Here is a 16,648-nt window from a genome sequence, read left to right as displayed (position 1 = left end):
GTAAAAAGTTTTCCACCTGGTTATATCGAATTGCTACAAATCTTTGTATTGATCGAATTCGTAAAAAAAAGCCAGACTATTATTTAGATGCAGAAGTAGCCGGGACCGACGGGTTAAATATGTACTCTCAAATAGCTGCCGATCAGGCCTTACCAGAGGAAGAACTAGAGCAAGTAGAATTGCAAGAATTCATTCAGTCGGAAATATTAAAGCTACCTGAGAAATATCGAACTGTCATTGTCCTAAAATATATAGATGAGCTGTCGTTAAAAGAAATCAGCGATATTTTAGACCTGCCTCTTGGTACGGTAAAGACTAGAATTCACAGAGGACGTGAAGCTTTAAGAAATCGACTTCGCCACTTGTAAGGAGTGAACTAAGAATGAAATGTCCAAAAATGTATGTAAATCTCATTCATGAGCATTTAGATGGAGATATTACAAAAGAAAATGAACTGTTATTAAAAGAGCATTTGCATCAATGCAAAGATTGTCAGCAGCATATGCATCAGTTAAAAAGAACCATTGCATTTGTGCAAAGCACTTCTCATATAGAATTACCTATGAACTTTACAGCAGGTGTTATGGCTGGGTTACCACGTGAGAAGAATCGAATTCGAATGAATAGATGGTTTACAAACCACCCGATTCTTAGTGCAGCTGCTGTATTTGTGCTGTTAATGTCAGGCACCGTGTTTTCAGCTTGGGAAACGGATGAAGACTTTTCTGTTTCAAAGCAGCCGAACTTGGTCATTCACGATAAAACAGTCGTTGTACCAAAAGGTGAGACCGTCAAAGGTGATATTACTGTGAGAAATGGCGATATTAAAATTGAAGGAAAAGTAGATGGAAACGTTACTGTTATACATGGTGATAAGTATCTAGCATCTGCAGGAGAAGTGACAGGCAATATTGAAGAGTTAGACAAGATTTTTGACTGGGTATGGTATAACGTCAAAACTCATGCCAAACAAGCTGTTGACTTTTAATAGTTGAAACATAAAACCGTCCGCTTATCTTGTTAGAGAGGAACAGTGGACGGTTTTATTTATATAAAAAGAAGGCTACATTATATAGGAACAAGGATTTAAAAATAAGATGTAATTTACAGTGTAATTTTGTTTTATGGTATAATAAAACGGTTATGTTATCTTTATTACATATATAGAGGAAGTGAGAAGATGCCTATTGGAGACCTGCCAATCCTCTCATATTTAGGAAAAATTGTTGATGTTCTCCTGGTATGGTTCGTCATATATAAATTAATTATGGTCATAAGAGGTACAAAAGCAGTACAGCTTTTAAAAGGAATCACGGTGATTTTAGTTGTTCGCTTTATAAGTAACTTCCTTGGACTAAATACGCTGCAATGGTTAATGGACCAAGCGTTAACGTATGGGTTTTTAGCTATCATTATTATCTTCCAGCCAGAGCTGCGCCGAGCGCTTGAACAGCTTGGGAGAGGACGTTTGTTTTCACGCAGTAATTTGCCTGAAGAAGATGAACGTACCGTTACGATTGAGGCGATTATAAAAGCAACGCATTATATGGCTAAAAGACGCATAGGTGCATTGATCTCAATCGAAAGAGAGACGGGTATGGGTGATTATATTGAAACAGGTATACCGCTCAACTCTAATATTTCTTCTGAATTATTAATCAACTTATTTATACCAAATACACCACTTCATGATGGAGCGGTTATTTTACAGCGGGATCAAGTAGCCGCTGCAGCATGTTACTTACCTTTATCTGAAAGTCCTTTTATTTCAAAAGAATTAGGTACTCGCCATCGTGCTGCTGTAGGAATAAGTGAAGTAACAGATAGTGTGACTGTCATTGTATCTGAAGAAACTGGAGGCATTTCCGTTACCAAAAATGGTGAATTGTATCGTGAATTGACAATTGATACATTGAGAGAAATGCTAGAAAAAGAATTAGTCACAACTTCTAAAGCAACTTCTTCCACTCGTTGGCAATGGAGGTTGAAGAAGAATGGATAAATTGATGAATCGATCGTGGGTTATGAAAATTATCGCGTTGCTGTTAGCCTTCATGTTATATTTATCTGTTAATTTAGATGATGGTGCCAGTTCATCAAATAAGATTCTGAACCGAAGCAGTTCTGCCAACACTGGAGTAGAAACATTAACAGATGTTCCGGTTCAAGTATCCTATAATGAGAAGAACAGAATTGTAAGAGGTGTTCCGGATACGGTTATTATGACACTGGAAGGTCCTAAAAATATTTTGGCTCAAACAAAGCTACAAAAAGATTATCAAGCTTATATTGACCTTGATAATTTAAGCTTAGGGCAGCATAGAGTCAAGGTTCAGTATCGAAATATCTCTGATAATTTAAACGTAGTGGTTAAGCCTGATATTGTAAACGTAACAATTGAAGAACGCGATTCAAAACAGTTTTCAGTAGAGGCAAGCTATGATAAAAACAAGGTCAAGAATGGATATGAAGCAGGGGAAGCAACCGTTAGTCCAAGAGCCGTCACGGTAACGGGCGCATCAAGTCAATTGGATCAAGTTGCTTATGTGAAAGCTATTATTGATTTAGATAATGCTTCAAAAACAGTGACGAAACAAGCAACTGTTGTCGCACTAGACAAGAATTTAAATAAATTGAACGTAACAGTTCAACCAGAAACGGTCAATGTAACAATCCCAGTGAGAAATATTAGTAAAAAAGTGCCGATCGATGTGGTTCAAGAAGGCACGCCAGGCGACGGTGTCAACATTACGAAGCTAGAGCCTAAAACAGATACAGTAAAAATTATCGGTCCATCTGATTCTTTAGAAAAAATCGATAAAATTGATAATATTCCAGTCGATGTTACCGGTATTACGAAATCTAAAGATATTAAGGTGAACGTCCCTGTTCCAGACGGAATAGATAGTGTAAGTCCTAAACAAATTACCGTTCATGTGGAAGTAGACAAACAAGGTGATGAGAAAGACGCAGAAGAAACGGATGCAAGTGCAGCTGAGACTAAGTCATTTAAGAATTTACCGGTTTCTTTAACTGGTCAATCCTCAAAGTACACATATGAACTGCTTTCTCCTACTTCAGTAGATGCAGATGTAAAAGGACCAAAATCTGATTTAGATAAGTTGACGAAAAGCGGCATTAGCTTGTCAGCGAATGTAGGGAATTTATCTGCCGGGGAGCACACGGTTCCTATTATGATAAATAGTCCCGACTCTGTTACATCAGCTCTATCGATTAAACAGGCAAAAGTTCGTGTAACAGCGAAAAAACAATCAGGGACAAATGATGAGCAAACAGATAAAGAAACAAGTGGAAGTACGAGCGATAAAGAAACAAAGCCAGACACGGGAACTGGATCAGGAACAAATCCTGGGACGGGAAATTCAGGTGATTCAGCTGATAAACCAAGCGAAGAGACTGATACACCTGAAGACAATACAGATACACCAACAGATAGTACAGAAACTGGTGACGACAGTAGTAATAATCAAAGTGATGAAAATTCTACACCCGTAGATGGACAGACAGATAATACAGCAGGAAACTAAATGTTTTGACATGAAGGAGAGAAAATTAATGGGTAAGTATTTTGGAACAGACGGAGTACGAGGAGTTGCCAATAGTGAATTAACTCCTGAGCTTGCTTTTAAAATTGGACGCTTAGGTGGTTACGTTCTAACAAAAGATTCAGAGCGACCAAAAGTATTAATCGGACGCGATACACGCGTTTCTGGTCATATGTTAGAAGGAGCGCTTGTTGCAGGATTGCTTTCAATTGGAGCAGAAGTTATGCGACTAGGTGTTATTTCAACTCCAGGGGTAGCGTACTTAACAAAAGCACTTGGCGCACAAGCAGGAGTCATGATCTCTGCTTCGCACAACCCAGTTCAAGATAACGGAATTAAATTCTTTGGTCCAGATGGATTTAAACTTTCAGATGCCCAAGAGAATGAAATTGAAGCGTTAATGGATAGTGACACAGATCAATTACCAAGACCTGTTGGGGGAGATTTAGGTCAGGTAAATGACTACTTCGAAGGTGGACAAAAATATCTTCAATACTTAAAACAAACGGTTGATGAAGACTTCTCAGGTATTCATGTGGCATTAGACTGTGCGCACGGGGCAACGTCATCTTTAGCAGCACATTTATTTGCAGATTTAGATGCAGATATCTCTACAATGGGTGCATCTCCAAACGGATTAAACATCAATGACGGTGTAGGATCTACACATCCGGAAGCATTAAGTGCCTTCTTAAAAGAAAAAGGAGCGGATGTTGGGTTAGCATTTGATGGAGACGGAGATCGTTTAATCGCAATCGATGAAAAAGGCGAGATTGTAGACGGTGATCAAATCATGTTCATTTGTGCAAAATACTTGTATGAACAAGGGCGTTTAAAGAAAAACACGCTTGTTTCTACCGTTATGAGTAACTTAGGTTTCTATAAAGCACTAGAAGCTAGCGGGATTGAAAGTGCACAAACTGGTGTAGGCGACCGTTATGTAGTGGAAGAAATGAAAGCTAATCAATATAACCTAGGTGGAGAACAGTCAGGTCATATTATTTTCTTAGATTACAACACAACAGGTGACGGTATGCTTTCAGCTATTCAGCTTGTAAATATTATGCAAGCAACGAAAAAGCCTTTATCAGAATTAGCAGCCGAAATGAAGAAATATCCTCAGCTTCTTGTAAATGTAAAAGTAACAGATAAGCATCATGTTACAGATAACGAGAAGGTAAAAGTGGTTATTGAAGAAGTGGAAAAAGAAATGAACGGTAATGGCCGAGTACTTGTACGCCCTTCAGGAACAGAGCCGTTAGTACGTGTGATGGTTGAAGCACAAACACAAGAAGAATGTGAAACTTATGTAACGCGTATCGTAGAAGTAGTAAAAGAAGAAATGGGCTTAGAGTAATTCATTAATTATATGCATAAGCGGTGACGTTTCAAGCCGTTTATGCATATTTTTATATTGTTGAGAAAAATTCTTGGAAATTATCTGATGCTAAAGGCTGTTTTTACAGATAGTAAAGAAGATAATTGACGTTTTCTCACTTCTTATTGTAATATTAAATCTGTTCGTCTCTTAATTTATGTAAAGGAGTGAACAATCTAGTTTAAAAGTGAATACAAAGCGCCTGAACTAAGTAAAGGGACGGAAACGACTTAGTTGACGAGGAGGAGGTTTATCGAAGTATCGGCGGATGCCTCCCGGTTGTTGATTATCACGGCCGAAAACTTGATGTGAAAAACAATGAGGTGACTTATTGGACAAAAGCATTGAGATGATAATCATTGATGATGAAAAGAGACTCTCTTTTCATACATGAAGGAGGATTTTATCTATGTGCGGAATTGTAGGATATATTGGAACAGAAGATTCGAAAGAAATTTTATTACGTGGTCTTGAAAAGTTAGAATATCGTGGCTATGACTCAGCAGGTATTGCAGTTGTTAACAATGAAGGCGTACACGTATTCAAAGAAAAAGGCCGTATTGCAGAATTGCGTCAGGCAGTAGATAACAGTGTTGTAGCACCAGCAGGTATCGGTCATACGCGTTGGGCAACTCATGGTGTACCAAGCCAAGAAAATGCTCATCCGCATCAAAGTACATCTGGACGCTTCACACTTGTGCATAACGGTGTAATTGAAAACTATGCTATTTTGAAACGTGAATATTTACAAGATGTAACGTTCAAAAGCGAAACGGATACAGAAGTAATCGTTCAGTTAATTGAAAAAATCGCAGCAGAAGGCTTAGATGTAGAAGAAGCGTTCCGTAAGACAGTGAGCTTGCTTCACGGTTCTTATGCACTAGCTCTTGTTGATAACGAAGATAAAAATACAATCTACGTAGCTAAAAATAAAAGCCCGCTTCTTGTAGGTGTTGGCAAAGGATTTAACGTTGTAGCGAGCGATGCTATGGCAATGCTTCAAGTAACAGATCAGTACGTAGAATTAATGGATAAAGAAACAGTAATTGTTACAAAAGAAGGCGTAACAATTAAAACGCTTGATGGTGAAGTGGTAGAAAGAGCACCTTATACAGCAGAGCTTGATGCAAGTGATATTGAAAAAGGTACGTACCCTCACTATATGTTAAAAGAAATTGATGAGCAGCCTTTAGTTGTTCGTAAAATCATTCAAGAGTATCAAAATGAGAACAATGAACTGCACATTGATGCAGACATTTTAGGAGCAATGGATGAAGCAGACCGCATCTATATCGTAGCATGTGGAACAAGCTATCATGCAGGCCTAGTAGGTAAACAATTCATTGAAACGTGGGCGAAGGTTCCAGTAGAAGTGCACGTAGCAAGTGAATTCTCTTATAACATGCCGCTTTTATCTGAAAAGCCATTGTTTATCTTTATTTCTCAAAGTGGAGAAACAGCTGACAGCCGTGCAGTATTAGTTCAAATTAAAGAACTAGGTTACAAAGCGTTAACAATCACAAACGTTCCGGGATCAACATTATCTCGTGAATCTGATTATACGTTATTACTTCATGCAGGTCCGGAAATTGCTGTAGCATCAACAAAAGCTTATACAGCTCAATTAGCAGTGCTATCAATTCTAGCGGCTGTAACAGCAAAAACACGCGGCATTGAATTAGAATTTGATTTAGTTCAAGAGTTAGCAATCGTAGCAAACACAATGGAAGTACTTTGCGACGACAAAGAAGAAATGGAAAGCATTGCTCTTCAATTCTTAGCAACAACTCGCAACGCATTCTTTATTGGACGTTCTGTCGATTATTATGTAGGTTTAGAAGGTGCGTTAAAACTAAAAGAAATCTCTTACATCCAAGCAGAAGGGTTTGCTGGAGGAGAGCTTAAGCACGGAACAATCGCTTTAATTGAAAACAATACGCCAATTATTGCATTAGCAACACAAGAGCATGTAAACTTAAGCATCCGTGGTAACGTAAAAGAAGTAGTAGCACGTGGAGCTAATCCTTGTATCATTTCAATGAAAGGATTAGAAACAGAAGAAGATCGCTACGTGATTCCGAAAGTTCACGAAACACTTTCACCACTAGCAGCGGTTATTCCTTTACAATTAATCTCTTACTACGCTGCATTGCACCGCGATTGCGATGTAGATAAACCACGTAACTTAGCAAAATCAGTTACTGTCGAATAATAAGGTTCTAGACACCCTTCTATTATAGAAGGGTGTTTTTGTATATAATTCTCATTGAGCTAAAAAATATATTTGCTTGCTCAATTTATTTTATATAATAGAGTAGGTAAATGAACGAAACTCACTTATAAAAAAGGAAGTGAAAAGTATTAGTGGAGTAGCTCAAAGTATAAAGTACGTGTTGCGAGGCATTTTTTTTGTCTTGTATTTTCCCTTTTATTTTGTATTTCAAATTTTGTGTAAGCTATGGATATATTTTATCGCTAAGCCCCTCATATGGATAGGAACAAGAATTATTCAACCTGTCATTGATTTCATTTGGAGATACATTATACGTTTCTTGTTCGTTTATCCTATTTCTTGGCTATGGAGTGTCCTCATCTATCCTTTTATTTTCTTCGTTTGGAAACGATGTTTTTTGCCTATAACTAGATTTATATGGAAGTACGTTTTATACCCTGTGTTGTATCTAGTTTGTTACCCTTGTTATCTTTTCTGGAAATATGTTGTGCTGCCATTTTATAATGAAATTGTTATCCCTGTGGTTTCATTTTGTCAGCGTATATTTCTCTGTTTCTGGAAAGGAGTTAAGTGGATCGTAATTCATATGATCTACTATCCTTTACGGTGGATTTGGATGAGATGTATATACAAACCGCTTAAAAATGTATATACAAAAATCATTCAGCCGGTTATCAAATGGTTTTCTCATTTATTTAGTTAATGAAATATACCAAAAGATTGCTTGTCTTTTTTAGGTATTAAACTCGAAAGATAAGAGGGAATTGATGTATAATAAAGACGGATATATCATTGCCTATTTATTTTATTAGATTCAATTTTGAAAGAGAGTGAAACAATATGGGCCGTAAGTGGAACAATATTAAAGAAAAGAAAGCGTCAAAAGATGCTAATACAAGTCGTATATATGCCAAGTTTGGCCGTGAGATTTATGTGGCTGCGAAACAAGGCGAGCCAGATCCAGAATCAAACCAAGCGTTAAAAGTTGTATTAGAACGCGCGAAAACATACAATGTGCCAAAAGCAATTATTGACCGTGCGATTGAAAAAGCAAAAGGCGGATCAGAAGAAAATTACGATAATCTTCGTTACGAAGGTTTTGGACCAAATGGCTCAATGGTTATCGTAGATGCTCTTACGAATAACGTAAACAGAACAGCTTCAGACGTGCGTGCTGCTTTTGGTAAAAACGGTGGTAATATGGGAGTAAGCGGATCAGTAGCGTACATGTTTGATCCAACAGCTGTTATTGGGGTAGAAGGTAAGGATGAAGAAGAGACGCTAGAACTGTTAATGGAAGCAGATGTAGACGTGCGTGACATTTTAGAAGAAGAAGATTCTGTAATTGTTTATGCTGATCCGGATCAATTCCATGCGGTACAAAAAGCGTTCAACGATGCTGGTATTACGGAATTTACAGTAGCTGAGCAAACGATGCTTGCTCAAAATGATGTAACTCTTCCTGAAGATGCACAAGCTCAGTTTGAAAAAATGATTGATGCATTAGAGGACCTAGAAGATGTGCAGCAAGTATATCACAACGTTGATTTAGGATAATAGTGAAAGAGGCAGACCTATCAAAGAGGTCTGTCTTTTTTTATAGGCCGTGTGAAAAGCATCTATTGACCCTTTCCCTTCTTTTGGAATATGGTAAGATAATGAATTAAGAATAGAAAATAGTAGAATTTTATAAGAGATAAATGGAGGGAAAGCAGTTGAAAAAATTAATGGTGGGGATGGCGTTAACAGCTACACTTGCAACGGCTGTAACGCCTGGCTTTGGCTCAATCGGAGGAAATCAAGAAAAGGCATATGCAGCGACAGTTACATATAAAGTAACGGCAAGCAAGCTAAATGTGAGAAGCGGAGCGGGAACGACTTACGGGATTATCGGCAGCGTAGTGAAAGATCAAACGCTATCTGTGGTGAGTAAAAGCGGAAGCTGGTACAAAATCAACTATAACGGCCGCACGGGCTATGTAAGCAGCGATTATGTACAAGCATCCGGAACAACAACGGCCCCAACAACGCCGCCAGCAGAAAGCACAGCGTACACAGTAACGGCAAGCACGCTGAATGTAAGAAGCGGAGCGGGCACTAGCTATGCATCCATAGGAAGTGTGACAAAAGGCCAGAAGCTGTCCGTGGTGAGCAAAAGCGGAAGCTGGTACAAAATTAACTATAACGGCCGCACAGGCTATGTAAGCAGTGACTATGTACAGGCTTCAGCTACAGCGTCTCCAAAACTCGTAGTCGATTCTTTTAAAACGTTAGGTAACGCTCAGCAAGTCATCTTAGTTACAGCAGATAACTACGATACGAAGTCTGCTAAAATTCAAACGTTTGAAAAAGTTGATGGGAAATGGAAGCAAGTTTTAACTGCGAACGGTGTACTTGGACAAAAAGGATTCGCTTTATCGAAAAAAGAAGGAGATATGGAATCTCCGACAGGGAAATATACAATTGGCACAGCATTCGGACGCTATGCAAACCCTGGAACTAAGCTTCCATATCGAAAGATTACAGCAAATGATGTGTGGGTAGACGATTCAAAAAGCTCTCTATATAATACGTGGCAGCAAAAGCCGGCTAATGGCCGCTGGACGAGCGCTGAGAACATGGACATCCCCGCTTACGACTATGGGTTCGTCATTAATTATAACGAATCTAGAACGCCAGGAAAGGGAAGTGCAATCTTCTTCCATGTAGGAACAAATTATACCGCAGGATGTACGGCTACTTCTAAAGAACAAGTTGTCTCTATTTTAAAATGGTTAAACCCAGAGAAAAATCCGGTTATTATTCAATCTCCTGTAAGTGAATTAGATAAATATTAAGTTAGAAAGCAGCTGAACTTTGACAGTTCAGCTGCTTTTTTATGTAATTAAAAGCTTTGTCTGTCTGTGGTACGACAAAGTTAGTTTTCCTATTCATTGAATGAAAGCGTTTAATCTCTTACGATTAAAGTATCATCACGTAGAGAAAGGAAGAGAGCAAATGGCTCAATCTAATATAAAAGTAGCTGTACAAAAGTTTGGGAACTTTCTAAGTTCAATGGTTATGCCAAATATCGGAGCATTTATTGCATGGGGACTTATTACTGCTTTATTTATTCCAACAGGCTTTTTTCCAAATGAAAGCCTTGCCAAACTAGTGGATCCAATGGTCAAGTATTTGCTTCCGCTGCTAATCGGCTACACAGGAGGAAAGCTTGTCCACGATCAGCGCGGAGGCGTTGTAGGTGCTATCGCGACCATGGGCGTCATCGTTGGATCTGATATTCCGATGTTTCTAGGCGCTATGATTATGGGACCGCTTGGCGGTTATATCATCAAGAAGTTTGATCAGTTTATTGAAGGTAAAGTCAAAACAGGATTCGAGATGTTAATTAATAATTTCTCAGCAGGTATTCTTGGAGGAATTCTAGCAATTCTAGCCTTTTTAGGAGTTAGTCCAGCCGTGGACGGATTTACAGGCGCGCTTGTAGTGGGTGTAGATTGGATGGTTGCACATGGCCTTCTTCCACTTACAAGTATTCTAATTGAACCAGCTAAAATTTTATTCTTAAACAATGCTATTAATCACGGTATCTTATCTCCGATCGGAGCAGAACAAATTCGAACAAACGGACAGTCAATTCTATTGTTATTAGAAACAAATCCTGGTCCGGGATTAGGAATTTTGTTAGCGTATTGCTTCTTTGGAAAAGGAACAGCAAAACAGTCAGCGCCGGGAGCAGCCATCATTCATTTTATTGGCGGAATTCACGAAATTTACTTCCCTTACGTTTTAATGCGTCCGCTTCTAATCATTGCGGCTATTTTAGGCGGAATGAGCGGCGTATTTACATTTGTTCTTTTAGGCGGAGGCTTACAAGCGGTTGCTTCACCGGGAAGTATTTTGGCTATTTTAGCTGCTACACCAGGTAATGCAGGCAGCTATGTTGCAAATATCTCCGGTGTTCTCGTTGCAGCCATCGTATCGTTTATTGTAGGTTCGTTAATTTTAAAAACGGGCAAGCAAACAGAAGATTTGGATGAAGCAGCTCGCAAAATGCAAGAGATGAAAGGCAAGAAGAGCTCTGTAGCAGGAAGCTTTACAAAACAGCAAGGAGAAGTACCAGCAAGCGTTCAGAAAATTGTTTTTGCCTGTGACGCAGGTATGGGATCGAGTGCGATGGGCGCCTCTCTTCTTCGCAAGAAAGTTAAACAAGCAGATTTAAATATTTCGGTAACGAATACAGCCATCAGTAATATTCCAAGTGATGCTCAAATCGTTATTACACAGGAAGAGCTAACGCCAAGAGCTCAAAACAAAGTTCCAGATGCGTATCATATCTCGGTTGATAATTTTCTATCTAGTCCGGAATATGACAAACTAATTGATCAACTAAAAAATGATCATACTACTTCTAAAGCGGAAGAAGAAAAAAGAGTATCTGCAGAAAATAATACAGATAGTAATGATGGTTTATTAAAAGAAGAAAACGTTTTCGTAAATCAGCACTTTTCTTCTAAGGAAGAAGCAATTCGATTTGCAGGGAGCGTGTTAGTAAAAGGCGGATATGTAGAAGAAAACTACGTTGAAGCGATGATTGAGCGCGACAATATGACTTCTACTTATATGGGAAATGACGTAGCGATTCCGCACGGTACGGAAGAAGCGAAAAAGAACGTTTTAAGGTCGGGTTTTACAGTGATTCAAGTGCCAGAAGGCGTTGATTTTGATGGTGAGAAAGTTCGTTTGATTTTTGGAATTGCCGGAAAAGACGGCACTCATTTAGAAATTTTATCTGGTATCGCGATTACATGTTCTGATATGGACAATATTGAAAAGATGGTTCATGCCAAATCAGCTAAAGAATTAATGGCTATTATTCAAAGTAACTAACGGGATAGAAAGGCATGGAAATGCCTTTTTATCCTTTGTTTATAAATAAGAAAAGAGTTGATGTTCTTGTTTATTACTTCAAGAGAAAAATCAATCATTGAGTTAATTATTAAAACGGCAGGAAAACATACAGCCCTTACACTTGCTACTTTTTTGAATGTAAGTGTAAGAACCGTTCACCGAGATTTGAAGGCAATTGAATCAATACTTGAAAAATTTGATTTGAAGCTGATTCGTACGCAAGATGAAGGACTAATGATTGAAGGTAAAAATGAACAAATTTTTCGCCTTATCCAAGAGCTGATGAAGATTAAAACGACGGATCAGTCTCCACAGGAAAGAAAACTAATTCTTTTAATTCTTCTTCTAGAAGAAGGAGATTCATTTAAATTACAAACGCTGGCTAAAGATTTAGAAGTAAGTATTACTACACTCACTGCTTATTTAGATGAATTAACAGAGTGGTTAACCACATTTGACGTTTTCCTTCAACGAAAGAGAGGGGTGGGAGTAGAGGTTCAAGCTACTGAAGCCAATAAACGAAAAGCATTAGCTAATTATTTTCTTGTTTACTTTAATGAAGAGTTAATTGAGTGCATGTTTTTAGCAGAAAACCAGCAGCATACGGATGAAACGATTTTGCACTATTTTTATCCGGATTATTTGGCAGAAGTAGACAGAATTGTACATCAAGCGATTAATCAGCATCATTCTAAGCTGGCTGACAGCGATTATATAGGGCTCATTGTTCATATTTGCATTATGATACAGCGAACGAAAAAGCAAATGTATCTAGAAGACGACGGCGGCCAAACGGAAGAACTGGCGAGTGAAATGTTTTTAATGAAGGATATTTGCCGCGAAATTGAACGGGTATTTTCTCTTTCTTTTACAGAAAAAGATATTCATTTCTTAGCAGTGCGGCTGCGTGCAGCAAAGTTCCAAACTACTAGAGACGTATATTACGACAGCGTAGTGGTTGGGCAGATTATTAAGAATATGATTGCTCACGTTTCTGTTCAGCTTAACACCGACTTAACCGGTGATTTTTCCCTTTACCAGGGGCTGCTCGCTCATATGGAACCGGCAATTTTTCGTCTTAAGCAAAAAATGGAGCTTTTTAATCCATTAACAGAAGAGATTAAGAAAAAGTACCCGGTTTTATTTATGGCTGTGAGAAACAGTATAGATCAAGAGCTGCCGCATTTAGTTTTTCCAGATGATGAAGTAGCATATCTTGTTTTGCATTTCGGTTCAACGCTAGTGCTAAAAGAAGAAGTTATGGAAATTCAGGCACTAATCGTCTGTCCAACTGGAATTGGCACCTCGAAAATGTTAGCTAGCCGTATTCGTAAAGAGATTCCGGAGATTAATTCAGTTGCCATTAAATCGGTAAAAGAAATCAAAGAAGCCGCGCTTGAAGGGTATGACGTAGTGATTTCAACAGTAAGACTGCCTTTTTTAAATGTCGATTACATTTTAGTCAATCCACTCTTAACCGAAGAGGATATTCAATCCGTCCAGAATTTTTTACAGAAAAACATTCAAAAGTTAACCAAAGATAAGGACTATCGCTCGTTCCAATATAAAAATAAAACTGTTTCTAAAGAAAAACCGTCTTTTGAGGAAACGATGAAGCAAATTAAAGATGTGCATGGAAGTATCGAATCAATTCTTCAAAACCTTAGAATGTATCGATTTTCGGGTGAAGTGAGTCACGATCAAGTGATTTCGCACGTAGTAAAAGCTGCTGAAAAAGAACGTTTAATAACCAATGCCAGCTGCGTTATTCATCAGCTTAAGGAACGAGAAAACAAAGGCGGTTTAGGCATTCCGCAAACGAGTATGGCACTGTTCCATTGCCGTGAACATCACGTGAACGAGCTGATTTTTCAAGTTTCACATTTAGAACAGCCTTGCACAGTTAAAGGCATGGACGGAACAAACATGCAGGCGCGTAACCTTCTATTAATGCTCGCACCTGAAGAGTTAAGTGAAGCACAGCAAGAAATTTTAAGTTTAATTAGTACCAGTTTAATTGAAGACCATGAAGCAATGATGATTTTTTCGTCTTCGAACGAAGAGATAATTCGCAAAAAGCTAGAGGATACGTTTCATGAGTACCTTCGAAATAATTTGATAAAGGAATGATTTTTGTGAAACAAGCAGTTCATTTTGGAGCAGGCAATATCGGTCGAGGATTCATTGGGGCATTGTTTTCTCAAAGCAACTATCATGTCACATTCGTAGATATTGCTGAAAAGATTATTAATCAGTTAAACATAGATGAAGGGTATAACGTAATAACAGCCGCAGAGCATCCCGAGACATTAGCTGTTCAAAACGTATCTGGTTTAAATAATCTGACACAAGAACAAGCGGTCATTAAAGCGATTAAAGAAGCAACGTACATTACGACGGCCATCGGACCGAACGTTCTGCCTCGCATTGCTCCTTTAATTGCTAAAGGTTTGGCTGAACGTGTAAAAGCAAGCGACGAAAATGTATATGTGATTGCATGTGAAAATCAAATCTCTGCGACAGATTTATTAAAAGGCTATATTTTTGACGCGCTGGATGAAGAGACAAAAGCTCATATGATAAATAAGGTCTTTTTCTTCAATTCAGCTGTAGATCGTATCGTGCCTATTCAACATGATCAAGGTTCGCTTGATGTTTTAGTAGAATCCTATTATGAATGGGTAGTAGAGGCACCTGAAGATATTCCTTTTGTAGAAGGAATGACGATTGTGCCTGACCTTGCTCCTTTTATTGAAAGAAAGTTATTTACAGTGAATACGGGACACGCGGTGATTGCATATTTTGGTTATTTAAAAGGAAAAGAAACAATTGATCAAACGTTAAGAGATTCAGATATTTATGAACAAGTACAGCAAACGCTACAAGAAACAGGAAACTATCTAATTAAAAGATATGACTTAGATAAAGAGGAACACAAAGCCTATATTACTAAAATCATTGAACGCTTTAAAAATCCTCATTTAAATGATTCAGTTAAAAGAGTAGGAAGAGCACCAATTCGCAAGCTTGGACCTCAGGATCGTTTGATTCGTCCAGCGCTAGAAGCAAAAAAATCGGGCCTTTCTTATACCTATTTAGCAAAGGCTATTGCCGCTGCGCTTTTATTTGATCCGCAAGAAGATAAAGAGGCTATGAAGCTTCAAGCGAATATTCATGAGTATGGTATTGAGTATGTATTAAAAGAGATTAGTGGGTTAGAGGCAAGTAATGATTTAACAAAAGAAATCATTGCTCAATATAATGCTTTAAAATCGTGAATGAATTTAGTATGTGTAAACAGTCCATTTTAAATGGGCTGTTTTTCTTTTAGCAGAAAGGGAATGTTTGTGTATAGGAGGGTGATAAAATGGTAGCTATTACGCACGTTGGATTAGCTGTACCTGATGTAGAAGAAGCCGTGCAGTGGTATGGAAAAGTTTTAGGTTTTAAGCTGATTGCCGGTCCTTATATGTTTAATGCGGAGGAAGAAAAAGCTGAAAATATGACTCAAGATTTACTGGGGTCTCATATCAAAAAAATGAAAAATGCTCACATGACAGCTGACAACCAGGTAGGCATTGAACTGTTTGAATTTAATAAGCCGCAAATGCCTCTTGTATTAAAAGACAGCGATGAGCAGTATCAAAGTTATTTTCACATGTGTTTAGTAGCCGATGACGTGGAAAAGTTAGCGGATAAAATCGAAAAATCAGGCGGTAAAAAGCGAAGCCAAGTATGGAATACAAGACCAGGAAAACCTTATTACTTGGTTTATTGTGAAGATCCGTTTGGGAATATTATTGAGCTATATTCACACAGTACGGAGCTCATGTATGGGAATAGAGAAGAATAAAAGCTTATCCATATTTCTTGGATAAGCTTTTATTTTTTCATAGCTGTCCGTAGCCGTATACTTTTGCCAGCTCTTCAAAGGTTTTTGATGAATACGTAATAGTTACAGATGTTCCTACTGCCACTTTATTGAATAATTCTTCGAAATCCGTATTATGCATTCGTACGCAGCCGTGGCTTACATATTTGCCGATGCTATCTTCTGAGTTATTCCCATGAATAGCGTATGTGTCGCCGGTTGTTCCGTTTGCATTAAGCCCTAGCCAGCGAGAGCCAAGATGATTATTAGAAGCGCCTCCTGCAATATGCCCTGTATAGTAAGGACGATTTTTAATTTTGTTAACAATCTTGAAAAAGCCTACCGGCGTATCGCTCCATGTTTTTCCCGTAGCTACTGAATACGTCTTTTCTAACTTTCCATTATGAAAATAAGCAAGCTGATTTGTTTTTTTATTAATAATAATTAAATCTCCACTTGCTGCGTTTTCACTTGCATTCGCCGCACTTGCTGTATAAGAAATGCTGATAATAGCTACGAGGCATAAAGCAGCTGCTCGCAGTATAATTTTTCTCACGTTCTAGCCATCTCCTCTATTGTTCATTTACATATTTGGTGAATTACATGCTATTAGTGTATAAAAGGAAAATGGACTGAATATGAATCTTTCCTGAATGAAAACTGAAAGTGCATTTTATTTATAAGCGAAT

13 protein-coding genes (1 of these 13 only partly in view) are annotated in these 16,648 nt (G+C 38.1%); 12 read left to right on the top strand and 1 reads right to left on the bottom strand.

Going from position 1 to position 16,648, the window contains the following annotated elements; translation table 11 throughout:
• The 12 genes from sigW to ACFX4W_RS02840 all read left to right on the top strand — a co-directional run.
• Nucleotides 1-368: the 3' portion of an RNA polymerase sigma factor SigW gene (gene sigW, locus ACFX4W_RS02895; RefSeq protein WP_013054969.1), read on the top strand. It extends 196 nt beyond the left edge of the window; the window shows 368 of its 564 coding nt (coding positions 197-564); the start codon falls outside the window, past its left edge; its stop codon occupies nt 366-368.
• A 14-nt stretch (nt 369-382) separates the two neighbouring features.
• Nucleotides 383-988 carry an anti-sigma factor family protein gene (locus ACFX4W_RS02890; protein ID WP_043977769.1) on the top strand — a complete coding sequence of 202 codons (606 nt, stop codon included), beginning with the start codon at nt 383-385 and terminating at the stop codon, nt 986-988.
• A gap of 192 nt (nt 989-1,180) precedes the next feature.
• Nucleotides 1,181-2,002: a diadenylate cyclase CdaA gene (cdaA, locus tag ACFX4W_RS02885; protein WP_013054971.1), complete on the top strand. Its 822-nt coding sequence runs from the start codon at nt 1,181-1,183 to the stop codon at nt 2,000-2,002.
• Nucleotides 1,995-3,548: a CdaR family protein gene (locus ACFX4W_RS02880; RefSeq protein WP_280560691.1), complete on the top strand. Its 1,554-nt coding sequence runs from the start codon at nt 1,995-1,997 to the stop codon at nt 3,546-3,548. Before cdaA ends, ACFX4W_RS02880 begins: the two co-directional genes overlap by 8 nt.
• A 28-nt stretch (nt 3,549-3,576) precedes the next feature.
• Nucleotides 3,577-4,923 carry a phosphoglucosamine mutase gene (glmM, locus tag ACFX4W_RS02875; RefSeq protein ID WP_013054973.1) on the top strand — a complete coding sequence of 449 codons (1,347 nt, stop codon included), beginning with the start codon at nt 3,577-3,579 and terminating at the stop codon, nt 4,921-4,923.
• A gap of 430 nt (nt 4,924-5,353) precedes the next feature.
• Nucleotides 5,354-7,156, top strand: a complete 1,803-nt coding sequence (gene glmS / locus ACFX4W_RS02870) for a glutamine--fructose-6-phosphate transaminase (isomerizing) (RefSeq protein ID WP_043977775.1) — start codon at nt 5,354-5,356, stop codon at nt 7,154-7,156.
• Between the two features lie 861 nt (nt 7,157-8,017).
• On the top strand, nt 8,018-8,734 hold the full coding sequence (locus tag ACFX4W_RS02865; RefSeq protein WP_013054976.1) for a YebC/PmpR family DNA-binding transcriptional regulator: 717 nt from the start codon (nt 8,018-8,020) through the stop codon (nt 8,732-8,734).
• 143 nt (nt 8,735-8,877) lie between these two features.
• Nucleotides 8,878-10,014, top strand: a complete 1,137-nt coding sequence (locus ACFX4W_RS02860) for an SH3 domain-containing protein (protein ID WP_483879984.1) — start codon at nt 8,878-8,880, stop codon at nt 10,012-10,014.
• A 160-nt stretch (nt 10,015-10,174) separates the two neighbouring features.
• On the top strand, nt 10,175-12,067 hold the full coding sequence (locus ACFX4W_RS02855) for a PTS mannitol transporter subunit IICBA (protein WP_280560694.1): 1,893 nt from the start codon (nt 10,175-10,177) through the stop codon (nt 12,065-12,067).
• 60 nt (nt 12,068-12,127) lie between these two features.
• Nucleotides 12,128-14,218 carry a BglG family transcription antiterminator gene (locus tag ACFX4W_RS02850; protein ID WP_280560696.1) on the top strand — a complete coding sequence of 697 codons (2,091 nt, stop codon included), beginning with the start codon at nt 12,128-12,130 and terminating at the stop codon, nt 14,216-14,218.
• 5 nt (nt 14,219-14,223) lie between these two features.
• The gene (locus ACFX4W_RS02845; RefSeq protein ID WP_043977785.1) at nt 14,224-15,366 is read left to right on the top strand and encodes a mannitol-1-phosphate 5-dehydrogenase; all 1,143 of its coding nucleotides are present in this window, start codon (nt 14,224-14,226) and stop codon (nt 15,364-15,366) included.
• An 89-nt stretch (nt 15,367-15,455) separates the two neighbouring features.
• Nucleotides 15,456-15,941: a VOC family protein gene (locus tag ACFX4W_RS02840; protein ID WP_043977788.1), complete on the top strand. Its 486-nt coding sequence runs from the start codon at nt 15,456-15,458 to the stop codon at nt 15,939-15,941.
• Between the two features lie 37 nt (nt 15,942-15,978).
• Here ACFX4W_RS02840 and ACFX4W_RS02835 read toward each other — a convergent pair whose 3' ends face one another.
• Nucleotides 15,979-16,515 carry a L,D-transpeptidase gene (locus ACFX4W_RS02835; protein WP_280560697.1) on the bottom strand — a complete coding sequence of 179 codons (537 nt, stop codon included), beginning with the start codon at nt 16,513-16,515 and terminating at the stop codon, nt 15,979-15,981.
• Nucleotides 16,516-16,648: the final 133 nt, after the last annotated feature.

This window comes from Priestia sp. YIM B13489, assembly GCF_042787645.1.
In the GTDB taxonomy this organism is placed as follows: domain Bacteria; phylum Bacillota; class Bacilli; order Bacillales; family Bacillaceae_H; genus Priestia; species Priestia megaterium.
The sequence above is the reverse complement of the archived record's forward strand: the minus strand, read 5'-3'. Positions and strand labels throughout refer to the sequence as shown.